At 70.9% G+C, this 23,616-nt stretch carries 23 protein-coding genes; 11 read left to right on the forward strand and 12 right to left on the reverse strand.

Features of this window, described 5'->3' with window-relative positions; translation table 11 throughout:
- The first annotated feature begins 81 nt into the window (after positions 1-81).
- Positions 82-3,888: a multifunctional oxoglutarate decarboxylase/oxoglutarate dehydrogenase thiamine pyrophosphate-binding subunit/dihydrolipoyllysine-residue succinyltransferase subunit gene (locus ABLE53_RS15140; RefSeq protein ID WP_348859837.1), complete on the forward strand. Its 3,807-nt coding sequence runs from the start codon at positions 82-84 to the stop codon at positions 3,886-3,888.
- A 68-nt stretch (positions 3,889-3,956) separates the two neighbouring features.
- Positions 3,957-4,133, forward strand: a complete 177-nt coding sequence (locus ABLE53_RS15145; RefSeq protein ID WP_348859838.1) for a DUF6104 family protein — start codon at positions 3,957-3,959, stop codon at positions 4,131-4,133.
- A 21-nt stretch (positions 4,134-4,154) separates the two neighbouring features.
- Here the strand turns inward: ABLE53_RS15145 and ABLE53_RS15150 are convergent, their stop codons facing one another.
- The 4 genes from ABLE53_RS15150 to ABLE53_RS15165 all read right to left on the reverse strand — a co-directional run bounded on the left by ABLE53_RS15150 (position 4,155) and on the right by ABLE53_RS15165 (position 7,499).
- Positions 4,155-4,814 carry an SDR family oxidoreductase gene (locus tag ABLE53_RS15150; protein ID WP_348859839.1) on the reverse strand — a complete coding sequence of 220 codons (660 nt, stop codon included), beginning with the start codon at positions 4,812-4,814 and terminating at the stop codon, positions 4,155-4,157.
- A complete protein-coding gene (locus ABLE53_RS15155; protein WP_348859840.1) occupies positions 4,811-5,782 on the reverse strand; it encodes a zinc-binding dehydrogenase in 972 nt (323 codons plus the stop codon). The genes ABLE53_RS15150 and ABLE53_RS15155 overlap by 4 nt, the downstream gene beginning before the upstream one ends.
- Before the next feature lie 20 nt (positions 5,783-5,802).
- On the reverse strand, positions 5,803-6,975 hold the full coding sequence (locus ABLE53_RS15160) for an NAD(P)-dependent malic enzyme (protein ID WP_348859841.1): 1,173 nt from the start codon (positions 6,973-6,975) through the stop codon (positions 5,803-5,805).
- 152 nt (positions 6,976-7,127) lie between these two features.
- A complete protein-coding gene (locus ABLE53_RS15165) occupies positions 7,128-7,499 on the reverse strand; it encodes a S24/S26 family peptidase (RefSeq protein WP_348859842.1) in 372 nt (123 codons plus the stop codon).
- Positions 7,500-7,551: 52 nt separating this feature from the next.
- Between ABLE53_RS15165 and sodN the strand changes: the two genes are divergently transcribed.
- The 3 genes from sodN to ABLE53_RS15180 all read left to right on the forward strand — a co-directional run bounded on the left by sodN (position 7,552) and on the right by ABLE53_RS15180 (position 9,447).
- Positions 7,552-7,956 (forward strand): superoxide dismutase, Ni, encoded by a 405-nt coding sequence (sodN, locus tag ABLE53_RS15170; RefSeq protein WP_348859843.1) that lies wholly within the window; start codon positions 7,552-7,554, stop codon positions 7,954-7,956.
- Between the two features lie 303 nt (positions 7,957-8,259).
- Positions 8,260-8,631: an ATP-binding protein gene (locus tag ABLE53_RS15175; protein ID WP_348859844.1), complete on the forward strand. Its 372-nt coding sequence runs from the start codon at positions 8,260-8,262 to the stop codon at positions 8,629-8,631.
- Positions 8,632-9,447 (forward strand): RNA polymerase sigma factor SigF, encoded by an 816-nt coding sequence (locus ABLE53_RS15180; protein WP_348859845.1) that lies wholly within the window; start codon positions 8,632-8,634, stop codon positions 9,445-9,447. It begins immediately after the preceding gene.
- Between the two features lie 17 nt (positions 9,448-9,464).
- Here the strand turns inward: ABLE53_RS15180 and ABLE53_RS15185 are convergent, their stop codons facing one another.
- A complete protein-coding gene (locus ABLE53_RS15185; protein WP_348859846.1) occupies positions 9,465-9,845 on the reverse strand; it encodes a hypothetical protein in 381 nt (126 codons plus the stop codon).
- A gap of 228 nt (positions 9,846-10,073) precedes the next feature.
- Between ABLE53_RS15185 and ABLE53_RS15190 the strand changes: the two genes are divergently transcribed.
- Entirely contained in the window at positions 10,074-10,328 is a 255-nt protein-coding gene (locus ABLE53_RS15190; RefSeq protein ID WP_348859847.1) for a WhiB family transcriptional regulator, read from the forward strand.
- Positions 10,329-10,331: 3 nt separating this feature from the next.
- Here ABLE53_RS15190 and ABLE53_RS15195 read toward each other — a convergent pair whose 3' ends face one another.
- Positions 10,332-11,804 (reverse strand): sensor histidine kinase, encoded by a 1,473-nt coding sequence (locus ABLE53_RS15195; protein ID WP_348859848.1) that lies wholly within the window; start codon positions 11,802-11,804, stop codon positions 10,332-10,334.
- Between the two features lie 59 nt (positions 11,805-11,863).
- On the opposite strand from ABLE53_RS15195, the gene ABLE53_RS15200 reads away from it, so the two are divergent.
- Positions 11,864-12,757, forward strand: coding sequence for a DUF2785 domain-containing protein (locus ABLE53_RS15200; protein ID WP_348859849.1), 894 nt, complete (start codon positions 11,864-11,866; stop codon positions 12,755-12,757).
- Between the two features lie 22 nt (positions 12,758-12,779).
- Here the strand turns inward: ABLE53_RS15200 and ABLE53_RS15205 are convergent, their stop codons facing one another.
- On the reverse strand, positions 12,780-13,403 hold the full coding sequence (locus tag ABLE53_RS15205; RefSeq protein ID WP_348859850.1) for a TetR/AcrR family transcriptional regulator: 624 nt from the start codon (positions 13,401-13,403) through the stop codon (positions 12,780-12,782).
- 87 nt (positions 13,404-13,490) lie between these two features.
- On the opposite strand from ABLE53_RS15205, the gene ABLE53_RS15210 reads away from it, so the two are divergent.
- The 4 genes from ABLE53_RS15210 (at position 13,491) to ABLE53_RS24850 (ending at position 19,674) form a co-directional block, all read left to right on the forward strand.
- Positions 13,491-16,706 carry an acetyl-CoA carboxylase family protein gene (locus tag ABLE53_RS15210; protein ID WP_348859851.1) on the forward strand — a complete coding sequence of 1,072 codons (3,216 nt, stop codon included), beginning with the start codon at positions 13,491-13,493 and terminating at the stop codon, positions 16,704-16,706.
- Between the two features lie 34 nt (positions 16,707-16,740).
- Entirely contained in the window at positions 16,741-18,441 is a 1,701-nt protein-coding gene (locus ABLE53_RS15215) for an AMP-binding protein (RefSeq protein ID WP_348859852.1), read from the forward strand.
- A gap of 164 nt (positions 18,442-18,605) precedes the next feature.
- Positions 18,606-19,289: a Type 1 glutamine amidotransferase-like domain-containing protein gene (locus ABLE53_RS15220; protein WP_348859853.1), complete on the forward strand. Its 684-nt coding sequence runs from the start codon at positions 18,606-18,608 to the stop codon at positions 19,287-19,289.
- A 310-nt stretch (positions 19,290-19,599) separates the two neighbouring features.
- Positions 19,600-19,674 (forward strand): 50S ribosomal protein bL37, encoded by a 75-nt coding sequence (locus ABLE53_RS24850; protein WP_425474887.1) that lies wholly within the window; start codon positions 19,600-19,602, stop codon positions 19,672-19,674.
- Between the two features lie 84 nt (positions 19,675-19,758).
- Here ABLE53_RS24850 and rsrA read toward each other — a convergent pair whose 3' ends face one another.
- The 5 genes from rsrA to ABLE53_RS15245 form a co-directional block, all read right to left on the reverse strand.
- Positions 19,759-20,040 (reverse strand): mycothiol system anti-sigma-R factor, encoded by a 282-nt coding sequence (gene rsrA, locus ABLE53_RS15225; protein WP_348859854.1) that lies wholly within the window; start codon positions 20,038-20,040, stop codon positions 19,759-19,761.
- Positions 20,040-20,735: a sigma-70 family RNA polymerase sigma factor gene (locus tag ABLE53_RS15230; RefSeq protein ID WP_425474888.1), complete on the reverse strand. Its 696-nt coding sequence runs from the start codon at positions 20,733-20,735 to the stop codon at positions 20,040-20,042. Before ABLE53_RS15230 ends, rsrA begins: the two co-directional genes overlap by 1 nt.
- A 173-nt stretch (positions 20,736-20,908) precedes the next feature.
- Positions 20,909-21,904 (reverse strand): TauD/TfdA dioxygenase family protein, encoded by a 996-nt coding sequence (locus ABLE53_RS15235; protein WP_348859856.1) that lies wholly within the window; start codon positions 21,902-21,904, stop codon positions 20,909-20,911.
- Positions 21,905-21,962: 58 nt separating this feature from the next.
- The gene (locus ABLE53_RS15240; protein WP_348859857.1) at positions 21,963-22,802 is read right to left on the reverse strand and encodes an ABC transporter permease; all 840 of its coding nucleotides are present in this window, start codon (positions 22,800-22,802) and stop codon (positions 21,963-21,965) included.
- On the reverse strand, positions 22,795-23,613 hold the full coding sequence (locus ABLE53_RS15245; RefSeq protein WP_348859858.1) for an ABC transporter ATP-binding protein: 819 nt from the start codon (positions 23,611-23,613) through the stop codon (positions 22,795-22,797). The genes ABLE53_RS15240 and ABLE53_RS15245 overlap by 8 nt, the downstream gene beginning before the upstream one ends.
- Positions 23,614-23,616 lie beyond the last annotated feature (3 nt).

Consider the following 23,616-nt stretch of genomic DNA (forward strand, 5'->3'; position numbering starts at 1 on the left):
TTGCTGGTCGGTGGGTCTAGCCTTGATGGCCGGTAACGATTCAACGAATCAGCGCGCATTCCGGAAGAGGCGAAGCACGTCGTGTCCTCAGGCACCCCATCCAACAACACTGCCGACATCCCCGCGGAGTTCGGCGCCAACGAGTGGCTGGTCGAAGAGATGTACGACCAGTACACGAAGGACCCGAGCAGTGTTGACCCCGTATGGGTGAAGTTCTTCGAGACCAACGGAAACCCCGCCGCCAACGGCTCCGCGCCGTCCACGCCGCCCGCCGCCTCTCCTGCCCAGCCGGCCCCGGCAGCGAAGACCGCGCAGCCCGCCCAGAACGCCACGAAGACCGCGCAGCCCGCCCCCGCCGCACCGAAGACGGAGCCCGGCGTGGCGCCGGCCCCGGTCGCCCCGAAGTCCTCCGGCCCGAACACCGCCTCCACCCCTGCCCCGGTTGCCAAGCCCCGTCCCGAGTCGAAGGCTGCTGAGCCCGCCAAGGGCACCACCTCGCCGGTCCCGAAGGACGCCCCCGCCCCGGCGACGCCGACCGTGACCGACAAGCCGACCTACACCACGCTGCGGGGTATCCCGGCGGCCACCGCGAAGAACATGGACATCTCGCTGTCCGTGCCGACCGCGACCTCGGTCCGCAACATCCCGGTCAAGCTGCTCTGGGACAACCGCACCGTCATCAACAACCACCTCCGACGCGCACGCGGCGGCAAGGTGTCGTTCACCCACCTGATCGGCTACGCCATCGTCAAGGCGATCAAGGCGATGCCGGCCATGAACAACACCTACGAGGAGATCGACGGCAAGCCCACCATGGTGACGCCGCCCCACATCAACCTCGGCCTCGCCATCGACCAGCAGAAGCCGGACGGGTCGCGGCAGCTCGTCGCGCCGTCGATCAAGGGCTGCGAGGCGATGGACTTCGCGAGCTTCTGGACCGCCTACGAGGACATCATCCGCAAGGCGCGCGACAACAAGCTCACGATGGCCGACTACTCCGGCACGACGGTCAGCCTGACCAACGTCGGCGGCCTCGGCACCAGCCACTCGGTCCCGCGCCTCATGGCCGGCCAGGCGGCGATCATCGGGGTCGGCTCGATGGAGTACCCCCCGGAGTTCCAGGGCGCCTCGGAGAACACCATCGCCGCCAACGCGGTCAGCAAGATCATGACGATGACCTCGACGTACGACCACCGCGTCATCCAGGGCGCCCAGTCGGGTGAGTTCCTCAAGATCGTGCACCAGTACCTCCTCGGCGCCGAGGGGTTCTACGACGAGATCTTCGCCAGCCTGCGGATCCCCTACACCCCGATCCGGTGGAACCAGGACATCTCGACCAGCCACGACGACCAGGTCTCCAAGCAGGTCCGGGTCGGCGAGCTGATCCACGCCTTCCGCGTCCGCGGCCACATGATGGCCGACACCGACCCGCTGGAGTACAAGCAGCGCACCCACCCCGACCTCGAGATCGAGAACCACGGCCTCACCCTGTGGGACCTCGAGCGCGAGTTTCCCGTCGGCTCGTTCGCGGCCGGCCGCAAGCCGTTCATGAAGCTGCGCGACATCCTCGGGGTGCTCCGCGACGCCTACGTGCGCACGACCGGCATCGAGTACATGCACATCCAGGACCCCGAGCAGCGGGCCTGGATCCAGGACCGGGTCGAGCGGCCGTACGACCGGACGCCCCAGGAGGAGCAGCTCCGCATCCTGGAGAAGCTCAACGAGGCCGAGGCGTTCGAGACCTTCCTGCAGACGAAGTTCGTCGGCCAGAAGCGGTTCTCCCTCGAGGGCGGCGAGACCACCATCCCGGTGATCGACGAGCTGTGCGAGGCCGCCGCAGAGACCGGCCTCGACGAGGTCACGATCGGCATGGCCCACCGCGGCCGGCTCAACGTGCTCGCCAACATCGTCGGCAAGAGCTACAACCAGATCTTCCGCGAGTTCGAGGGCAACATCGACCCTCGCACGGTCCAGGGCTCGGGCGACGTGAAGTACCACCTCGGTGCCGAGGGCGAGTTCACCTCCGGCACCGGGGCGAGGATCAAGGTCTCGGTGGCGGCGAACCCGTCCCACCTCGAGGTCGTCGACCCGGTCCTCGAGGGCATCGCCCGCGCCAAGCAGGACGTGCTCAACAAGGGCGCGGCGTTCCCGGTCCTGCCGCTCCTCGTCCACGGCGACGCGGCCTTCGCCGGCCAGGGCGTCGTGGCGGAGACGCTCAACCTCTCCCAGCTTCGCGGCTACCGCACCGGCGGCACCGTCCACGTGATCATCAACAACCAGGTCGGCTTCACCACCTCGCCGAGCGCGTCGCGCTCCTCGCTGTATGCGACCGACGTCGCGCGGATGGTGCAGGCGCCGATCTTCCACGTCAACGGCGACGACCCCGAGGCGTGCGTCCGGGTGGCCCGGCTGGCGTTCGAGTACCGCCAGGCGTTCAACAAGGACGTCGTCATCGACCTCATCTGCTACCGCCGCCGCGGTCACAACGAGGGCGACGACCCGAGCTTCACCCAGCCGCTGATGTACGACCTGATCGAGCAGAAGCGGTCGGTCCGCAAGCTCTACACCGAGTCCCTGATCGGTCGCGGCGACATCACCGTCGAGGAGGCCGAGCAGGTCCTCGCCGACTACCAGGCCAAGCTCGAGCGGGTCTTCACCGAGGTCCGCGACGCCGACAAGCAGCCCGAGGCCTGGGCGACCGTGCCGGCCTACCCCGCCAAGCCGGCGGCCGAGACGGTGACGGCGGTGTCCAACGAGGTCCTCAAGCGGGTGGCCGACGCCTACGTCACGCCACCCGAGGGATTCACCGTCCACCCGAAGGTGCTCACCCAGCTGCAACGCCGCGCCACCCAGATCGCCGAGGGCAACATCGACTGGGGCACAGGCGAGATCCTGGCGTTCGGCTCGCTCCTCATGGACGGCCGCCCGGTCCGCCTGGCCGGCCAGGACACCCGCCGCGGCACCTTCGTCTCGCGGTTCGCGACGATGATCGACCGCAAGAACGCCGACGAGTGGACCCCGCTGGCCCACCTCACCGACGACCAGGCGAAGTTCTACGTCTACGACTCGCTGCTGAGCGAGTACGCCGCGCTCGGCTTCGAGTACGGCTACTCCGTCGCGCGGCCGGAGGCGCTGGTCCTCTGGGAGGCGCAGTTCGGCGACTTCGTCAACGGCGCCCAGTCGGTGATCGACGAGTACATCACCTCCGGCAAGACCAAGTGGGGTCAGGACTCCGGGGTCGTGCTGCTCCTCCCCCACGGCTACGAGGGCCAGGGCCCCGACCACTCCTCGGCCCGGGTCGAGCGCTTCCTGCAGATGGCCGCCGAGGAGGCCTTCACGGTCGCCCAGCCGAGCACCCCGGCGTCGTACTTCCACCTGCTGCGCAGGCAGGCCCTGGAGGCCGAGCACAAGCCGCTCATCGTCCTGACGCCGAAGTCGATGCTGCGTCGCAAGGAGGCCGCCTCGCAGCCGGCCGACTTCACGTCCGGCACCTTCCGGCCGTTCATCGGCGACGACGCTGCCGACCCGGCCAAGGTCGAGACGCTCCTGCTCTGCTCCGGCCGCATCACCTGGGACCTGATGGTCCAGCGCGGCAAGCGGGACAACGCCGACACGTTCGCGATCGGGCGCGTCGAGCAGCTCTACCCGTGGCCGACCGAGCAGATCAAGGCCGAGCTGGCGAAGTACCCCAACCTCAAGAAGGTGCGCTGGGTGCAGGACGAGCCCTACAACCAGGGCCCGTGGCCGGTCTACGCCCTCAACGTCATTCCCGAGCTGGGCGTGGCGGTCGAGCCGATCACCCGGGTCGCGTCGACCACGACCGCCGTCGGCACCGCCAAGCGGCACCTGGCCGAGCAGAAGGAGCTCCTGGACCGGGCCTTCAGCTGACGGCCGCTCTCATACGACGGCCCCGGGCGTTGTGCCCGGGGCCGTCGGCCGTTTGGGAGACTGGGCGCATGTACTTCACCGACCGTGGGATCGAGGAGCTGGTCTCCCGCCGGGGCGACGAGGAGGTCTCTCTGGCCTGGGTCGCCGAGCAGCTGCAGGCGTTCGTCGACGTGCACCCGGAGTTCGAGACCGCTGTCGAGCGGCTCGCGACCTGGCTCGCCCGTCTCGACGACCCGGAGGACTGAGCGGGGCCGCTGAGCGGCCGCTCAGCGCGGCCGGAGGACCACCTCGGGCATGGTCGCATCGGCCGGCAGGTCGAGGGCGCCGAGGATCGCGTCCACCACAGTCGACGCCCTGATCCAGCGGCCTGCGTCGTACGCCTGGCCCTCGTGCTCGTGGACCTTCTCCTGCATGGGCGTGGCCGTGCGGCCCGGGAAGACGCTGGTGACGCGTACGCCGTGACCGGCCTCCTCGGCACGCAGTGAGTCGGCGAGGGCGCGGAGCCCGAACTTCGAGGCGGCGTACGCCGACCACTCGGAGTTGGCGCGCAGGCCGGACCCGGAGTTGACGAAGACGACCGTGCCGCCCGCGGCGCGCAGGGCAGGCAGCGCCACCCGGGTGAGCACCGCGGGTGCGACCAGGTTGACGGCCAGGTGCTCCTGCCAGGCGCGGGTCGGGAGCGAGGCGACCGGGCCCAGCTCGACGACGCCAGCCGCATGGACGACCGCGTCGAGGGCGTCGGGGAGCTCCAGCGCCTCGACGGCCGCAGGGTCGGCCAGGTCCGCGACGAGCACGTGGGCGGACGGGAAGCCGGCGGCCCTCTCCGGCGTCCTCACGACCAGCCAGAGCTCGTCGCCCCGGTCGATGAGCCGTCGGGCGAGCTCGTGGCCGATGCCCGAGCCTGCACCGGTCAGCAGGACCCTCACCGGGTGAAGACGACCTTCCCGAACAGGTCGCCCGACGCCATCGCCTCGAAGCCGTCACGCGCCTGCTCCATCGGCAGGGTCCTGTCGACGAGCGGCCTGGCGCCGGTCGCCTCGAGGAGGGACACGAGCGACGCCAGCTCGCCACGCGTGCCCATCGTCGAGCCGATGACCCGCAGCTGCAGGAAGAAGATGTGGGTGAGCATCGCGTCGTCGAGCTTCGGCCCCGACGTCGTACCGCTGATGACGATCGCGCCGCCCGGCTTCAGCGAGCGGATCGAGTGCTGCCAGGTGGCCCGTCCGACGGTCTCGATCACGACGTCGACCTTGTCCGGCAGCCGCTCGCCCGAGGCGAACGTGGCGTGGGCGCCGAGCTCGAGGGCGCGCTTCCGCTTCTCCTCGTCGCGCGACGTGGCGTAGACCTTCAGCCCGGCGGCGCGCGCCAGCGTGATCGCCGCGGTCGCCACCCCGCCGCCGGCGCCCTGGACCAGCACCGAGTCGCCGGCCTTGAGCCCGCCCTGGGTGAAGAGCATCCGGTACGCCGTCAGCCACGCCGTCGGGAGGCAGGCCGCCTCCTCGAAGGACAGCCCGGCGGGCTTGGGGACGACGTTGCGCCTCGGCACCGCGACCCTCTCGGCGAAGGTGCCCTGATAGCGCTCGGAGAGGAGGGACCGCTTGGGGTCGGTGGTCTCGTCGCCGCCGGTGAAGCCCGGATCGCTGATGACCGCGTGGACGACCACCTCGTTGCCGTCCTCGTCGAGCCCGGCGGCGTCGCAGCCGAGGATCATCGGCAGCGCCTCCTCCTTCAGCCCCACGCCCTGCAGCGACCAGAGGTCGTGGTGGTTGAGCGAGGCGGCCTTGACGCTGACGGTGGTCCAGCCGTCGGGTACGTCGGGCTCGGGGCGCTCCCCGACCACGAGGCCGTTCAGGGGGTCGTCGGTGCTGAAGGACTCGGCGTAGACGGCGAACATGCCCCCAACCTAGCGAACCCTCAAGCCCGCGCGACGCCCTCCCGGCGGGCGGCGTCGGCCACCGCGGCGGCGACCGCCGGCCCCACCCGTGGGTCGAACGGCGCCGGGATGATGAGCTCCTCGGACAGCTGGTCGCCGACCAGCCCCGCGAGCGCCTGGGCGGCCGCGAGCTTCATCCCCTCCGTGATCGCCGAGGCCCGGGCGTCGAAGGCGCCCCGGAAGATCCCGGGGAAGGCGAGGACGTTGTTGATCTGGTTGGGATAGTCCGAGCGGCCGGTCGCGACGACACGCGCGTACCGGTGTGCGACCTCGGGGTGGATCTCGGGGTTCGGGTTGGCCATCGCGAACACGATGGCGTCCTCGGCCATCGTCGCGACGAGCTCCTCGGGCACGGTGCCTCCCGAGACGCCGATGTAGACGTCGGCGCCCGCGATCGCGTCGGCCAGGGTGCCCGTCCGGCCGCTGCGGTCGGCGGTCAGCGCGGCGATCGCCCTCTTGTGCGGGGTCAGGTCGCCGCGCGAGGTCGCCAGCACCCCCTTGCGGTCGAGCAGCGCGAGGTCCTTCACGCCGTACTCCAGCAGGATCTTCGCCACCGCGACGCCGGCGGCGCCGGCACCGGAGATGACGACCCGGGTCGACTCCGGCGTACGGCCGGTGAGGCGCAGGGCGTTCATGAGCGCGGCCAGCGACACGACTGCCGTGCCGTGCTGGTCGTCGTGGAAGACCGGGATGTCGAGGCGCTCCTTGAGCCGCTCCTCGATCTCGAAGCAGCGCGGCGCGGAGATGTCCTCGAGGTTGATGCCTCCGAAGCTCGGCGCCAGCCGGGCGACGGTGTCGACGATCTCGTCGACGTCGGTGGTGTCCAGGCAGATCGGGACGGCGTCGACGCCGCCGAACGCCTTGAACAGCACCGCCTTGCCCTCCATCACGGGCATCGCGGCCGAGGGGCCGATGTCGCCGAGGCCGAGGACGGCGGTGCCGTCTGTGACGACGGCGACCGTGTTCGGCACCCAGGTGTAGAGCTGGCTCAGCGCCGGGTCCTCGGCGATGGCGGTGCAGACCCGGGCGACGCCGGGGGTGTAGGCCATCGAGAGCTCGTCGCGGTTGCCGACCGACGCGGTCGGGCTGATCTGCATCTTGCCGCCGCGGTGCAGGTCGAAGACCGGGTCGCCGGCGTACGGGATGTCGGGCATGGGTCCCTCCAGGGGCTGCGCGTGCGTGATTCGTGGGTGGACGTCGCGAATCAAGGTGGTGCCGCGGAACCGTCTGCCGGGGATGTTCGCCCCGCGCGGCAGTCTGTCACACGCTCACGATGCGCACGCAACGGAGGCCGTCACAACCGGTGTCACCGGCGCTTGGCGGAAAGCAGCACGGGTCGCGGCCACACCCGGGCGAGCACGACGGCGAGCACGTCGGCGTCGGCGATCACGCCGCGGTGGCGGGAGTCGACACCGGCGTCCGGGTTGTCGGACAGCAGCCACCAGCCGGGCCCGCCCGAGCGGGTCGTACGCCGCTCGACGGCCCGCTTCACGGCCACGGTCCCGTCGGGGAGCCGGGCGACCACGAGCGCCCCCTCGGACGGCGTACGCCGGTAGGAGACGAGCAGCCGGTCACCCGCGCTCAGCGTGGGCGTCATGGACTCGCCGGAGACCCGGGCGAGGCCCAGCGGCGCGTGGGCGTTCGCGTGACGGGGTACCCATGGAGAGCGCGGCGACACGCGGAGTAGTGTCGCAGCCAGAACACCAACGTTCTTCGAAGAGAGGACCCGCATGTTCGCGCGACTGTTCGCACCCACCATCGAGGTCTCGGCCCACTGCGACCTGCCTTGCGGCGTCTACGACCCCGCCCAGGCCCGGATCGAGGCCGAGTCGATCAAGGCCATCATCGGCAAGGTCAAGGACAACGACGACCCTGACTTCCGCATCCGCGCGGCCGTCATCAAGGAGGAGCGCTCGGAGCTCGTCAAGCACCACCTCTGGGTGCTGTGGACCGACTACTTCAAGCCGCCGCACTTCGAGAAGTACCCCCAGCTCCACACCCTCTTCAACGAGGCCACCAAGCTCGCCGGCGGCAGCGGCGGCACCAAGGCGGTCTTCGACGAGGCGGTCGCCGACCAGCTGCTCGCCAAGATCGACGAGATCGCCGAGATCTTCTGGGAGACCAAGAAGGCCTGAGGCCCGGACTCCACCGACACGCCGCCCCGGCTCCCGGGGCGGCGTTCGTGGTTCGTGGGGAGCGGACACCCAGTACCGGCTTCCGATCCGGGACCGATTGCTGAGAATCACCACGGAATCCGGGGGGAAATCGCGCATCCGATTCCCGATCGGCGGTTTACTGGCGCTACAACCGGGGAAGGGGGCCCGGACTCCCATGCGCGTCGTTCAGGGGGCCTACGACGCGGACCGACGTATGGTGACCGCAAAGGAACAACTGGGATGCCACTGACGGGATCGGACGAGTTGCCCGAACGTGCGGACGTGGAGTTGCGCCTCCCCGCCGAAGGGGTCTACGTCTCGGTGCTCCGCACCACCACCGCCGGCCTCGCCGCGCGGCTCGACTTCACGCTCGACGACATCGAAGACCTTCGGATGGCGGTCGGCGAGGCGGCCGCGATCGTGCTCGAGTCGGCCGCCGCAGGGACCGACGTGGTGGCGCGGTTCTGGCTGGGCGACCGGACGATGACGGTCTCGGTGGCCGCCGACTGCGCCGCTCCCGCCGAGATCGACGAGGACAGCTTCGCGTGGCAGGTGCTGACGACCCTCGCCACCTCCGCGCGGGCCTCCACCGGACAGAGTCGGCTCGACATCACGCTGGTGGTGCAGGCGACGCCGCTGGAGGCAGCGCTCTAGATGTCCGACGACGAGCCGACTCGGGACGAGCTGGTCGACCCACCCCGCAGCGCTGCGGTCGAGGAGACGCGGCGCCGCAGCGCCGAGCTCTTCGCGGTCCTCTCCGCGCCCGACGTCGGACTCGCGGACCGCAGCGACGCCCGGGAGCAGCTGGTGCACCTGCACCTCCCCCTCGTCGAGCACTGCGCGCGCCGCTTCCGCAACCGCGGCGAGGCGCTCGAGGATCTCGTCCAGGTCGGCACCATCGGCCTGCTCAAGGCCGTCGACCGGTTCGACAACGAGCGCGGGGTCGAGTTCTCGACGTACGCCACGCCGACGATCATCGGCGAGATCAAGCGCCACTTCCGCGACAAGGGCTGGGCGATCCGGGTGCCGCGGCGGCTCCAGGAGCTCCGCATGCAGATCGGTACGACGAGCGCCGAGCTCACCCAGGCGCTGGGCCGCTCCCCGACCCCCCGCGAGCTCGCTGAGCGCATCGGCTGCACCGTCGAGGAGATCGTCGAGGGCCTCGAGTCCGGCAACGCCTACTCCACGCTCTCGCTCGACGCCGGCGACGACAGCGACGACGGCACTGGCACCATGCTCGACACCATCGGCGTGGAAGACGACAGCCTGGAGAACGTCGAGATCCGGGAGTCGATCAAGCCGCTGCTCGACGCGCTCGACGACCGCGAGAAGAAGATCCTCATGCTGCGGTTCTTCCGCAACATGACCCAGTCCCAGATCGCCGCCGAGATCGGCATCTCCCAGATGCACGTCTCCCGGTTGCTCACCCGGACGCTGGACCACCTCCGGACGGCACTCGAGACCGACTGACGGCGTACGCCGCCGGGCTACTGCTCCTCGTCGTCGGCCTCGAGCGCGTCGATGCTCGCCGGGTGGAAGACCGCGGCGAGGGTGCCGACGGCGACCACGGCGAGGACCACCGCGAGCGCGACGTTGTGGCGGCCGTTCCACGCCAGGCCGAGCATGATCAGCTGCACGAGCACGATCGGCGCCCGTGCCCAGGAGCTCAGGCCGACAAGCGACCAGGCGCACCAGCCGAGACCGACCGCGCACAGCAGGAAGAAGACCGCGAGGCCGATGCCCACACCACTCTCGCCGTCGTCGTGCGACACCACCTGGAGCACCGCCAGCACGAGCAGGGCGACCGCTTCCAGGGCGGCGAGGACGGCGGCGATGACGAGCGTGGCGGGACGACGGGCTGGGCTCACCCGCGCAGCCTACGAGCGTGCGCGGAGGTGGGCGTAATCATCCCGGGACCCGCCGCCGCGGTGACGGAAGAGACACCCGTCACCCCTTGTTTAAACGTTCATTTGTTGGAACGCTGGGTGCTGCGCACGTGAAGGCGTTCACATCCTCCTGCCTCCGGCGCACCCGGCAAGCCGGCAGACCCCGGCTCCGCCTCACGACGTTGTGAAGGAAAGAGGTTCCCCCAAGCCATGGATTGGCGCAACCGTGCTGCCTGCCTCGACGAGGACCCCGAGCTCTTCTTCCCGATCGGGAACACCGGCCCGGCGATCCTGCAGATCGAGGAGGCGAAGCAGGTCTGCCGTCGCTGCGAGGTCCGCGAGCAGTGCCTGCAGTGGGCTCTCGAGGCCGGACAGGACCACGGTGTCTGGGGCGGACTCAGCGAGGACGAGCGGCGGGCGCTGAAGCGCCGCAACGCGCGGTCCCGCGTGCGCACCGGCGTCTGAGGGCTACTCCACCGGCACATCGATCACGGCTCTGGCCCCCGACGATCGCTCGCGCGGCCCGAGCCCGAGCCTCCCGCCCAGCTCCGACTCCACAAGGGTCCTCACGATCGAGAGCCCGAGGTTGGTGGAGGTGTCGAGGTCGAACCCCGGCGGCAGCCCGCGGCCGTCGTCCTCGACCGTGACCACCAGGTGACCGGGCGGACGGCGGACGGTCACCTCGATCAGGCCGCCCTGGGCTCCCTCGGCGAAGCCGTGCTCGACGGCGTTCTGCAGCAGCTCGGTGAGGACCATCGCGAGCGGCGTCACGACCTCGGACGGCAGCTCGCCGAAGGTGCCGTCGCGGCGTATGCGGATGCTGGTGCCGACCGCGCCTACGTCGCCGACCATCGCCGCGAGCCGGTCGGCGATCTCGTCGAACTCGACGTACTCCTCCACCGCCTGCTGACTGAGGATCTCGTGCACGAGCGCGATCGACCCCACTCGGCGGACGGCCTCGTCGAGCGCCGACTTCGCTGTGCCCGACCCGATCCGGCGGGCCTGCAGCCGGAGCAGGGCCGCGACGGTCTGCAGGTTGTTCTTCACGCGGTGGTGGATCTCGCGGATGGTCGCGTCCTTGGTCACCAGCTCCCGGTCCCGGCGGCGCAGGTCGGTGACGTCCCGAAGCAGCACGAGCGCCCCGATCCGGTCGCCGCGGGGGCGCAGCGGGATGGCCCGCGCGATGATCGCGACCGCCCCGGTGTCGATCTCGGTGTCACGGTGGGCGCGACCGCCGAGCACGGCACTGAGGGTCTCCTCGTCGGGCCGCTTCCGCGGCGGGACGAGTGTGCGGGTCACCTCCGCCAGCGACTGCCCGGTGAGGTCGCCGGAGAGCCCGAGCCGGCGGAAGACGGAGAGCGCGTTGGGGCTGGCGTACTCGACCACACCCTCCTCGTCGACCCGGATGAAGCCGTCGCCCACCCGGGGGGTGTCGGCGTGGTCACCGCGCTCCCCGGCCACCGGGAAGTAGCCCTGCGCGATCATCTGGGTGAGGTCGGACGCGGTCTGGAGGTAGGTCAGCTCGAGCCGGCTGGGGGTGCGTACGCCGAGCAGGTTGGTGTTGCGGCCGAGTACCGCGATGATCCGGCCGCCACGGCGCACCGGGATCGTCTCGACCCGGACGGGGAGGTCGTCGCGCCACTCCGGGTCGCCCTCCCTGACGAGCCGCCCGGCGGCGTACGCGTCGTCGAGGGTTGGCCTGCGGCCGATCGGGACGAAGGTGCCCACGATGTCGTCGACGTACGCCGTCGGGCCGGTCGTGGGGCGCATCTGCCCGCCGGCCCAGAACCCCTTCTCCTCCCGGTCGGGCAGCCACAGCACGAGGTCGGCGAAGGAGAGGTCCGCCAGGATCTGCCAGTCGGCCATGAGGAGCTGGAGCCAGGCGACATCGGTGTCGTCGAGGTCGGTGTGGCTCTTGGCTAGCTCGGGGAGCGACGGCACGCCGCCAGCGTAGAGGTATACCCCCCGCGGCCGCGGACGGGGTTTGGCAGGATAGTCCCGTGTCCGGGTCGTATTGGGAAGAGGTTCGCGCCACGGGGCTGGCGGTGCCCTCCGACCGACCGCTGGACGAGCTCACAGCCGAGCTCACCACCATGCTCGGGGACCCCGACCCGCAGCGTCGCGACGCGCTGGCGTACCCCACGTTGACGACCTGGATCCAGCGCGGTGTGTACGACGACCTGCTGACCGGCCTGGGGGACGGTATGGCCGCAGGCCTGGCCGTCGGCCTGGGCGAGTCCGGCACCGACAGCGTCTTCCGGCGGAGCTTCTCCGTGCTGGTCCTCGGCGAGTGCATCGCGCGGGACAACGGCAAGCCACTGGTCCCCGGCGGGAAGGTGCTCGAATGGGGCGACCGGATCGCCACGTGGCTGCTGCGCGAGCGCGACCTGCGCGGGTTCGTGCCGCACAAGGGCTGGGCGCACGCCGTCGCCCACGGCGCGGACGCGCTCGCCGCGCTCGCCAACTCCCCTCATCTGACGACGCCCGAGCTCACCGTCATCCTCGACGTCGTGGCCGATCGGGTGCTCGCCCGGAGCGACGTCGTCCACGTCCACGGGGAGCCCGATCGGCTGGCGACCGCCACGCTGGCCGTACTCCGCCGCAACCAGGTCCCGCTCACCGTCATGGAGCCGTGGGTCAACCGGATCGCGGGCGTCGCCGCGGCCGCCGAGCCCGACGGCGCCGACTCTCCCGACGAGCTCCGCGGTCTCGGCGCGGTCGACGGCCCCGCGCCAGACCGCGACCCCTACCTCGTCACCGGCAACGCCGAGTCGTTCCTGCGGGCGCTCTACCTCCAGCTCGCGCTGGGCGCCCGGCAGCCGGAGATCCGCCATGACCTGCTGCTCGTCGTCGTAGACGCCCTGCGGCGCAGCAACCGTCGCTACCTCTCCTGAGTGCCCGGTCCGACCGGCGCCATCATTCCTCGGGGTCGATTCCGAGCAGTCGCAAGAACATCGCGGTGAGATGGTCGATGACCTCGTTGCGGCGGCTCGGGTCGGCCACGACCATTGGCGCGAAGTGCGCGACCGTGCCGCCCGCTGCCCGGGCGACCGCCTCGGGCGGTGCGGCCGGCCTCGCGGCGCCGTCGGCGGCCAGGCGCTCGACGTAGCGCGCGGTGCGGCCGATCGGGCGGCTGTGGATCTCCTCCCAGAGCACCTGCATGTCGGGGTCGGTGAGCGACTGGTGCTCGAGGACGGTGATGAACGCGAGGTTCTGCGTGTAGGCGTCGAGGAAGGCAGCCGTGGTGGCGCGGCCGACGGCGTACGGATCGTCGGCGTCGAGCCCCTTCAGCTCCTGGGCGGCGAGGAAGCGGTCGCGCACCTCCTGCGCCACGACGGCGAACACCTCCGACTTCGACGCGAAGTAGACGTAGAACGTCGCGCGCGAGACGCCCGCCTCGGCGGCGATGTCGGCGATCGTGCACTGCGCGTAGCCGAGCCGCTCGAAGGCGCGTTGAGCGGCCTCGACGAGCGCGGCCCGCGTCCTGCTCTCGGCCCGGTCGAGCTTCTCCCGGGTCGCCCAGCCGTGTCCCGTGACCACGCGCCACACACTCATTGACGTTGACGCCAATGTCAATGGAGGATCGTGACCGGCACCACACCACTGCCTCATCGTCGAAGGAGCCCGATGACCAAGGTCCTCGTCGCCAACCGCGGGGAGATCGCCGTACGCATCCATCGCGCCGCCGCCGCCCTGGGGCTGCAGACTGTCGCTGTCTTCACCCCCGACGACCGCGCCTCGAAGCACGTCGCCCTCGCCGACGAGGCTGTCCCGCTCGCCGGTGACGGCGGCTACCTCGACGCCGAGCAGCTGGTCGACGTCGCGCGTCGCACCGGGGCAGGTCTCGTCCACCCGGGCTACGGCTTCCTGAGCGAGAGCAGCGACTTCGCCGAGCGGTGCGGCAAGGCGGGGCTCACCTTCGTCGGGCCGTCCCCGGCCACGCTCGCACTCCTCGGCGACAAGGCCCGCGCCAGGGCGCTGGCTGCCGAGGCGTCCGTGCCGGTGCTCAGGGCGACGCCGGGCGGCGCCACCTCCGACGAGGTCGCCGACTTCCTCGCGTCGCTGGGCCCCGACGGTGCGGTGATGGTCAAGGCGGTGGCCGGCGGCGGCGGACGCGGGATGCGGATCGTGCGGGACGTCGCCGACGTCGCCTGGGCCCACGAGCGATGCCGCTCCGAGGCCGAGCGGGCCTTCGGCAGCGGCGAGGTGTACGCCGAGGAGTATCTTCCCCGGGCGCGCCACCTGGAGGTCCAGGTCCTGGGTGACGGCAGCGGCGCGGTCGCCCACCTCTGGGACCGGGACTGCACGCTGCAACGGCGCCACCAGAAGCTCGTCGAAGTCGCCCCGGCGGTGACCGTGGAGGAGCGCCATCGCGAGCCGCTGCTCGATGCCGCCGTGCGCCTCGCGAGCGCTCTCGACTACTCCGGTGCCGGGACCATCGAGTTCCTCGTCGACGCCGACGACCCCACCCGGTTCGCCTTCCTGGAGGCCAACCCGCGTATCCAGGTCGAGCACACCGTGACCGAGGCGGTGACCGGTGCTGACCTCGTCCAGGCCCAGCTCGAGATCGCGCTCGGGAGGACGCTCGGCGACCTCGGCCTCGCCCCCGGCACGATCCCGGCGCCGCGCGGCATCGCCATCGAGGCCCGGGTCAACCTCGAGGAGCTCGCCGTCGACGGCACCGCGCGCGCGACCGGGGGGCTGCTGGAGGACTTCGAGGTCCCGACCGGGCCGGGCGTCCGGGTCGACACCTACGGCTACCGCGGGCTCGAGACGACGACGCGCTACGACTCGCTGCTCGCGAAGGTCGTGACCCACACCGCCAGGGACGACCTAGCGGCCGCAATGACCGCGACCGACCGGGCCCTGGCCGACTTCCGCATCACCGGTCCGGTCTCCAACCTCGACCTGCTGCGAGCGCTCGTCGCCCGGCCCGAGGTCCGCGAGGGCCATGCGACCACGACGTACGTCGACGACCACCTCGCAGATCTCCTGCCCGAGCGCACCGACGCCGGGACGCCGACGGCCGGCGGGGGCGACGTCGTCGCGCCGTTCGCCGGCACGGTCGTTGCACTGCCGGCCACGGCGGGCCTGCACGTCCGGGCCGGCGAGCCGCTCGTCGTGCTCGAGGCGATGAAGATGGAGCACGTCGTCGTCGCCCCGGTCTCCGGGACCGTGGAGTCAGTGTCGGCGGAGGTCGGCGACGTGCCCGCGGAGGGGTCGGTGCTCCTCCACCTGCACCCCGACGAGGACCAGGACGCGACCGAGCGGATCGAGACCGAGGTCGACCTCGACGAGATCCGCGACGACCTCGCCGAGGTCGTCGAGCGCCACCGCATCGGCCTCGACGAGGCGAGGCCGGCCGCCGTCGAGAAGCGCCGGCGTACCGGCCATCGCACCGCCAGGGAGAACGTCGCCGACCTCTGCGACCCCGGCACCTTCACCGAGTACGGCGCCCTCGTCGTCGCTGCCCAGCGCCAGCGCCGGTCCATGGACGACCTGATCGCGAACACGCCCGCCGACGGCATGGTCACCGGGATCGGCCAGGTCAACGGCGGCCTGTTCGCGCCGGAGCGGACCCGCTGCGCCGTCCTCGCCTACGACTACACCGTCCTCGCCGGCACCCAGGGGATGCTCAACCACCGTAAGACCGACCGGATGCTCGAGCTCGCCGAGCGGCAGCGGATCCCGGTGGTGCTCTTCGCCGAGGGCGGCGGGGGCCGGCCGGGTGACACCGACGTGGTCTCCGCGGGCGGGCTGGACGTGCCGACATTCGCCACGATGGCCCGCCTCAACGGGCGGGTGCCGACGGTCGGCATCGCATCGGGGCGCTGCTTCGCCGGCAACGCGGCGCTGCTCGGCTGCTGCGACCTCGTCATCGCCACCCGCGACGCCAACATCGGGATGGGCGGTCCGGCGATGATCGAGGGTGGCGGCCTGGGCCGGTACCTCCCCGAGGAGGTCGGGCCCACCTCGGTCCAGGTGCCGAACGGGGTCGTCGACGTGCTCGTCGAGGACGAGGCGGAGGCCGTCGACGTCGCGCGCCGCTACCTCTCCTACTTCCAGGGCCGGGTCGCCGAGTGGGAGTGCGCCGACCAGCGCCGGCTCCGCCATGTGGTCCCCGAGAACCGCGTGCGCGTCTACGACGTACGCCGGGCGGTCCACCTGCTCGCCGACACCGGCTCCGTCCTCGAGCTGCGTCCCGACTTCGGGGTGGGCGTGGTCACCGCCCTGGTCCGCATCGAGGGCCGGCCGATGGGGCTCCTCGCCAGCAATCCCGCACATCTCGGCGGCGCCATCGACGTCCCGGCCGCGGACAAGGCAGCGCGCTTCCTGCAGCTGTGCGACGGCCACGGCCTGCCCGTGGTCTCACTCTGCGACACTCCCGGCTTCATGGTCGGCCCGGATGCGGAGCGCACGGCAACGGTCCGGCACTTCGGCCGGATGTTCGTCGCCGGCGCCAACCTCGGCGTGCCCGTGGCCGCCGTCGTGCTGCGCAAGGGCTACGGCCTGGGTGCGATGGCGATGGTCGGCGGCGGGTTCCGCGAGCCGGCCGTGACGGTCGCCTGGCCCACCGGCGAGATCGGCGGAATGGGGCTGGAGGGCGCCGTACGTCTGGGCTACCGACGGGAGCTGGAGGCGATCGAGGACCCGCAGGCGCGACAGCAGGCGTACGACGACCTGCTCGCGCAGGAGTACGCCCGCGGCAAGGCGATCGCGGCGGCGACCGTCTTCGAGCTCGACGACGTCATCGACCCCGCCGATACCCGACAGGTGATCCTCGCGGCCCTGCCCGAGCGGGTCGAGCGTGACACCGGACGCCGGCTCATCGACACCTGGTGAGCTCCGTGACAACGACAGATGCGGCAAGAGAGGCATGAGCGTGGACATCGAGGAGTACGTCGCCGACCTGCGGGCCCGTCAGGCGAAGGTGCGACCGGCGGACACACCGTCGGAGGTCTTCTACCCGCTGGGCGAGCTCACGCTGCCCGAGCACCTCGACCACTGGGCGGCCGAGCGCGCGGACACGACGGCCATCGCGTTCGAGCGCAACGACCTCTCCTACGCCGACGTCGCGGGTCGAGTGGCCCGCGTGGCCGGCTGGCTGCGCGCGGTGGGTGTCGGCCCTGGCGACCGGGTCGCGGTCTTCATGGCGAACTGTCCGCAGTTCACGATCACGATGATGGCGATCCTGCGGATCGGGGCGGTCCACGTACCGGTGAACCCGATGTTCCACGCCGCCGAGCTCGAGTACGAGCTGTCCGACAGCGGTGCGGAGGTCGTGGTCACCGTCGACCCCCTGCTGCCGGTGCTCGACGCCGTACGACCCGCGGTGTCCCTCCGTCACGTGCTCGTCACCGGGCCGCGGGAGCTCGCGGGCGACCCGGTGCCGCCGGAGGTGCCGGAACGCCCCGACGTCACTGCGTGGTCGGTCGCCGAGCGGTCCGACCCTGCGCCGCTTCTTGCCACGGACCTCGACGCCCTCGCCGCCCTCAACTACACAGGTGGCACGACCGGCCTGCCCAAGGGCTGCCAGCACACCCAGCGCCACATGCTCTACACCAACGCGGCCAGCGCCGGCGCTGCCGCGCAGCCGGTGGACGGGACGTTCGTCTCGCTTTGCTACCTGCCGGTCTTCTGGATCGCCGGTGAGAACTTCGGCATCCTCACGCCCCTGGTCGTCGGCGGTACCTGCGTCCTCCTCCCCCGCTGGGAGCCGCGCGCCGCACTCCGCGGCATCAGCACGTACGGCGTGACCTCGATGGTCGGGACCGTCGAGAACTATCTCGAGCTCCTCGCACGGCCCGACCTCGCCGAGCACGACCTGAGCACCTTCACCGACCCTCTCGCCGTGTCGTTCGTCCGCAAGCTCACGCCCGACGTGCGCCGCGACTGGGCGGCCGCCGTCGGGCCCTGGTCACTGCTGCGCGAGGCGGCGTACGGCATGACCGAGACGCACACGTCGGACACCTCGCCGTACGGCTTGGCCGACGGCGACAAGGACCTGCTCTCCGAGCCGGTGTTCTGCGGGATCCCGGTGCCCGGCACCGACATCGCGGTCGTCTCGTTCGAGACCGGCGAGCCGCTGCCGGTCGGCGAGGCGGGCGAGATCATCGTCCGGAGTCCGGCGGTGCTGACGGGGTACTGGAACAAGCCCGAGGCGACCGCGTCCCAGCTGCGTCACGGCTGGCTGCACACCGGTGACAACGGCCGCATCGACGAGGACGGCTGCCTCCATTACCTCGGCCGCGAGAAGGACATGATCAAGGTCAAGGGGATGAGCGTCTTCCCGGCCGAGGTCGAGATGCTCCTGACCCGCCACCCCGCGGTCCAGACGGTGGCGGTCGTGCCGGCCGACGATCCCGAGAAGGGGCAGGTGCCGGTCGCGTTCGTGAGCCTGGTGGAGCCGGGCGCTGTCGACGCCGGCGCCCTACAGGCGTGGGCGAGGGAGACCATGGCGGCGTACAAGGTGCCGCTCGTGCGCATCGTCGATCGGTTCCCGATGACCGTCACGGGCAAGATCCGCAAGGTCGAGCTGGTCGACGAGGCCAATCGGATGGTCGTCCAGCCGACCTGAGCCAGCACCAGCACCGGTAAGCACTTGCGACCTGCAACCAGTTAGTCCTAGGTTGCTTCCCATCATCCGATTGCAGTCCGCAATCAGACTTCGGGAGGCGACATGACACCCGACCGTGCTCGCACGCGCGACGGCGACGACGCGCGGTTCCGAATGGAGCGGCCATGAAGCTTCTCCTCACCTCCGCGGGCATCAGGAACCCGAGCATCCACCGCGCGCTGGTCGAGATGCTGGGCAAGCCGATCTCCGAGTCGGACGCGCTGTGCATCCCGACCGCCGGCTACGCCATGCGCGGCGGCATCGGACGCGCGGCCGCGTTCGTCAGCGGGCAGGAGCCTCGCTGCCCGATGAGCGAGCTGGGCTGGAGGTCGGTCGGTCTCCTGGAGCTCACCACGCTCCCGGATCTCGCCGAGGAGCTCTGGGTCCCTGCGGTCCGGGAGGCCGACGTCTTCCTGGTCAACGGCGGCAACGCGCTGTACCTCGCCCACTGGATGCGCGAGTCCGGACTCGCCGACCTGCTGCCCTCGCTGCGCGACGCGGTCTGGGTGGGGCTCAGCGCCGGCAGCATGGTGATGGCGCCCAGGATCGGGAAGGAGTTCGTCGACTCCTACCCCTGGACGCCTCCCGGGGGCGGCGACGAGACCCTCGGCGTCGTCGACTTCGCCATCTGTCCGCACCTGGCCCCGGAGGGCCAGCCCGGGAACAGCATGGCCGAGGCGGAGGCCTGGGCGAGCGGGATGTCGGTGCCGGCGTACGCGATCGACGACGAGACCGCGATCGGGGTCGTCGACGGCGCCGTCGACGTCGTCTCGGAGGGGCGGTGGACACTCCTCGGCGCCGGGCGGTGACCCCCGACGGTCGGCTACTGGCGCGCTCCCCCCGCGAGGCCCGGCTCTTCCTCTCGGTCCTCCTCGTCGACTTCCTCGGCACCGGTCTGGGCGCTCGCCTGGCTGTGCCTCGGCGGCGGCCGGGCTCGACGTCGAGTACGTCGTCGGCTCGCTGCTCTGCTCCGTCCTGGCCCTCGCCGTGCTCGAGGTTCGCCTGCCGGTCGCGGCGAACGGCCGACCGGCGGCCGCGCCCGATTTCAGCCCGGCGGCCGAGGTTTGAGACACTGTCCCTCGGCCCTTCGGGGTCGACGACGACTACCAGGAGGACACCATGGGCAAGACCGGCCGCAAGCGCCGCGCGCGCCGCAAGAAGAGCGCGAACCACGGCAAGCGCCCCAACAGCTGAGCATCGCTCCCCACCATGGGGAGACGCGAAGAGCCCCCGGCCAGCAGGCCGGGGGCTCTTCGCATGTCTACTACTGCGGCCGGCTCAGGAGATCTCGTCGATCTCGACGCGGACCTGCTGCAGCCGCATCAGGATCTTGGCGCGCAGCTCGCCCGGAGCAACTTCGGAGCACGACCGGGCGATGACCGCCTTGACCGTGCGCTGCAGGTCGTAGCGCTCGAGACACGGGTTGCAGGTCTCGAGGTGGTGCTTGACCTCGGCGCGGTCCTGCTCGTCGAGCTCGTTGTCGATCAGGTAGACGATCTGCTCGAGGAAGTCCGCGCACTCGGCAGGGCTGACGTCCTGGTCGTGCTGGTGGGTGTCCATCACGCACCTCCGTCGCGGCCGACCGCGAGCAGGTCGTTCTGGCGTACGTAGTCCGAGAGCAGGTCGCGAAGCTGACGGCGGCCGCGGTGGAGGCGCGACATGACCGTCCCGATCGGCGTGTCCATGATCTCGGCGATCTCCTTGTAAGCGAACCCCTCGACATCGGCGAGGTAGACCGCGAGCCGGAACTCCTCGGGCAGACGCTGCAGGGCGTCCTTCACCTGCGAGTCGGGCAGGTGCTCGAGGGCCTCCATCTCCGCGGACTTGAGACCTGCGGAGCTGTGCGACTCGGCGCGCGCGAGCTGCCAGTCCTCGACGTCCTCGGACATCGACTGCTGCGGCTCGCGCTGCTTCTTGCGGTAGTTGTTGATGAAGGTGTTGGTGAGGATGCGGTAGAGCCAGGCCTTGAGGTTAGTGCCCGGCCTGAACTGGTGGAAGGAGGAGTACGCCTTGGCGAACGTCTCCTGCACGAGGTCCTCCGCGTCCGCGGGGTTGCGGGTCATCCGCATCGCCGCCGAGTAGAGCTGATCGAGGAACGGCAGAGCATCGCGCTCGAAACGGGCGGCACGCTCCTCGTCGGTCTCCGTGGCGACGTCGACCGGGCCCGCGTCGGTGGGCTCGGGGTCGAGGAAGTCGTTGGTCTCACTCATCGCACCCCAGCCTACGCGCCGGGGGGCGACGAGGGGCATCGTCACCATCGGGCGGTCCAGTAGCGCAGTCACGTTCGGAGAACGCGACGCCCGCGGCTGTCATTCCCGGCGAGCCGGCGTACGACGGCCGCCCGGCGACACCGGGCCCATCACGAGCACAGGCCTGTGGCCCGACCCCAGCGGGCCGGGCCACAGGCCCCGGACGGGTCCCTGCTCCCTCAGGATCCGAGCGCAGCGACCGGCGAGTAGTGGCTGGCGTCGCCCTTGCGCACCGTGCTGCGGACGCCGTCGACGCTGACCGGCACGTCGCCCGCGAGCGTGATCCGGTGCAGGCGGCGGTGCTGGTCGTCGTAGTCGTCGACCGCGTAGTGCTGGGTGGCCTGGTTGTCCCAGATGGCGAGGTCGCCCAGGCGCCAGTTCCAGCGCACGGTGTTGTCGAGCCGGGTCACGTGGCGCTGCAGGAGCTGGAACAGGTCGCTCGAGTCGACGGTCGAGAGCCCGACGAAGTGGCGGACGAAGTGGCCGAGGAGGAGCGTGCGCTCACCGGTGACCGGGTGGACGCGTACGACGGGGTGCTCGGTCTCGTACTCGACGTGGCCGAACTCCTCGCGGTAGCGCTCCTCCTCCACGTCGATTCCGCCGACCCGTTTCTCGTCGCGCTCGGCCGCGTAGTCGTACAGGTTGGAGTGCACCGCCCAGAGCCGGTCCGTCAGTGCTTGGAGCGCGGGATGCAGCTGCTCGTAGGCCCGGGTCGTGTTGGCCCAGACGGTCGTCCCGCCGTACGGCGGAAGCTCGACGGCGCGCAGCAGCGAGGCGGACGGGATGCGGTCGACGAAGGTGACGTCGGTGTGCCAGCTGTTGGCCTTGCTCCGGTCGGAGTCGATCGGCAGGACGGCGTCCCCGTCCCCCGCGACGGTCGGGTGCGGCTTCGTGGGGGTCCCGAGCAGCGCCGCGAAGGCGCGCTGCTCCGCGTCGCCGGCGTGGTGCTGGTCGCGGAAGAAGACCACCTTGTGGGCCGCGAGCGCCCTCTTGATCTCGGCGATCTGGGCCTCCGGCACGTCGCCGCCGATCCGGACACCGGTGATCTGCGCACCGATGTTGGCGCCGACCTTGCGGACCGTGATGGCGGTGTAGCCGGACTCGGGCGGGGCCTGGGTCGCGATCGCCTCGGTGGCGACGGACTCCTCGGCGTGGGCGGTGACTTGAGCGGTCATGACAGTTCCTTTCTCGGGGTCTTTCGACCGGTTGGGACGGTTCGAGCGGCCGGGTCCGTCAGGGACGCCAGCGCGAGAAGCGCCGCTCCAGCGCGACCAGGCCGTAGTTGACGGCGAGGCCGAGCAGGGTCGTGGTGAGGATCGCGGCGTACATCTCGGGGATCAGGAAGTTCATCTGCGTGTAGTTGATGAGGAAGCCGAGACCGGCCGTTGCGCCCACCAGCTCGGCGGCGATCAGGACGAGGATCGCCGCGGCACCGGAGATCCGGATCCCGGTGAAGATCGTGGGTACGGCGGCCGGGAAGACGACCTTCCGGAAGGTCGCCACCGGGCTCAGTCCGAGCACCCTCGCCGAGCGGAGCAGCTGCTGGTCGACCGTCGCGACACCGGTGATCGTGCTGAGCAGGATCGGGAAGAAGCAGGCGTAGACGACGATGCTGATCTTGGACGTCTCCCCGATCCCGAGGATGAGCGTGAAGGCGGGGAGCAGGGCGAGCGCTGCGGTGTTGCGGAAGACCTCCAGCGGAGGGGTCAGCAGCTCGCGGATCGGGCGGTACCACGCGATCGCGACACCGACCGGGATCGCCACGGCGGTGGCGATGGCGAAGCCGGCGACCGAGCGCACGAGGCTCGCGCGCAGGTTCCGGAGGAGGTCGCCGTCCTTGAGCAGGTCCCACCAGGCGGCGACGACGGTGTGGAACGGCGGCAGGAAGTAGCCGTTGACCACCCCGAGCCGGGGGAACACCTCCCAGATCACGGCCAGGATCGCGATGCCGAGGACGCCCCGGCCCACCCGGCCGAGCCTGGTGACGTACGCCGACACCGGCGTCGCCCGCGCTGCCGCCCGCTGGCGCTGGTTGAGTCCGGGCTCCGTACGCTCCTCGAGGAGACTAGGCAACGGAGGCCACCTCCTCCCGGCCGTGCTGGCGCTCGCGCAGCAGGCTCCAGATCTCGTGCCGGTACGCCGCGAACTCCTGCGTGCCGCGGATGTCCTCCTCGCCCGACCGGGAGTGATCGAGCTCGATGTCGATGACGGTGCGGATCGTCCCCGGCCGGCTGCTCATCACGGCGACCCGCTGGCCCAGGAACACGGCCTCCTCGATGTCGTGGGTGATGAACACGATGGTGGTGCCGGTCCGCCTCCAGATCTCGATGAGCTCCTCCTGCAGCCGCTCGCGGGTCTGGGCGTCCAAGGCGCCGAACGGCTCGTCCATGAGCAGGACGGCCGGCTCGTACGACAGAGACCGGGCGATCGCGATCCGCTGCTTCATGCCGCCGGAGAGCTCGTGCGGATAGCGGTTGGCGAACTCCTCGAGCCCGACGAGGCGGAGGTAGTCGTGAGCCCGTGCGGCCCGCTCCGACCTGCTCCACGACCCAGTGGCCTCGAGGGCGAACTCGATGTTGCCGAGCGCGGTGCGCCAAGGCAGCAGCGTGTACTGCTGGAAGACCACGCCGCGGTCCGGCCCCGGCCCAACGATCTGACGGCCATCCACACTGACCGTTCCGGTCGTGGGCTTCGTCAATCCGCCGACGAGGTCGAGGATGGTCGACTTGCCGCACCCCGAGGGCCCGACGAGGGTGAGGAACTCGCCTGCGGCCACGCTGAGCTCGACGCCCTCCAGCGCGACGAAGTCGCGCTTCTGCTTGTCATCGTCGCCCCGGACCTGGAACACCTGTCCGACGCCTGAAAGATCGATTCGCGCACTCATGCT

The organism is Nocardioides asiaticus (genome assembly GCF_040049175.1).
In the GTDB taxonomy this organism is placed as follows: domain Bacteria; phylum Actinomycetota; class Actinomycetes; order Propionibacteriales; family Nocardioidaceae; genus Nocardioides; species Nocardioides cheoyonin.

Excerpts from the sequence above, each read along its gene's own strand:
- rsrA (WP_348859854.1), bottom strand. The coding sequence starts at position 20,040 with ATGGACACCCACCAGCACGACCAGGACGTCAGCCCTGCCGAGTGCGCG.
- ABLE53_RS15160 (WP_348859841.1), bottom strand. The coding sequence starts at position 6,975 with ATGCCCGACATCCCGTACGCCGGCGACCCGGTCTTCGACCTGCACCGC.
- ABLE53_RS15245 (WP_348859858.1), bottom strand. The coding sequence starts at position 23,613 with ATGAGTGCGCGAATCGATCTTTCAGGCGTCGGACAGGTGTTCCAGGTC.
- ABLE53_RS15190 (WP_348859847.1), top strand. The coding sequence starts at position 10,074 with ATGGATTGGCGCAACCGTGCTGCCTGCCTCGACGAGGACCCCGAGCTC.
- ABLE53_RS15145 (WP_348859838.1), top strand. The coding sequence starts at position 3,957 with ATGTACTTCACCGACCGTGGGATCGAGGAGCTGGTCTCCCGCCGGGGC.
- ABLE53_RS15180 (WP_348859845.1), top strand. The coding sequence starts at position 8,632 with ATGTCCGACGACGAGCCGACTCGGGACGAGCTGGTCGACCCACCCCGC.
- ABLE53_RS15215 (WP_348859852.1), top strand. The coding sequence starts at position 16,741 with ATGAGCGTGGACATCGAGGAGTACGTCGCCGACCTGCGGGCCCGTCAG.
- ABLE53_RS15235 (WP_348859856.1), bottom strand. The coding sequence starts at position 21,904 with ATGACCGCTCAAGTCACCGCCCACGCCGAGGAGTCCGTCGCCACCGAG.
- ABLE53_RS15210 (WP_348859851.1), top strand. The coding sequence starts at position 13,491 with ATGACCAAGGTCCTCGTCGCCAACCGCGGGGAGATCGCCGTACGCATC.
- ABLE53_RS15220 (WP_348859853.1), top strand. The coding sequence starts at position 18,606 with ATGAAGCTTCTCCTCACCTCCGCGGGCATCAGGAACCCGAGCATCCAC.
- ABLE53_RS15155 (WP_348859840.1), bottom strand. The coding sequence starts at position 5,782 with ATGTTCGCCGTCTACGCCGAGTCCTTCAGCACCGACGACCCCCTGAAC.
- sodN (WP_348859843.1), top strand. The coding sequence starts at position 7,552 with ATGTTCGCGCGACTGTTCGCACCCACCATCGAGGTCTCGGCCCACTGC.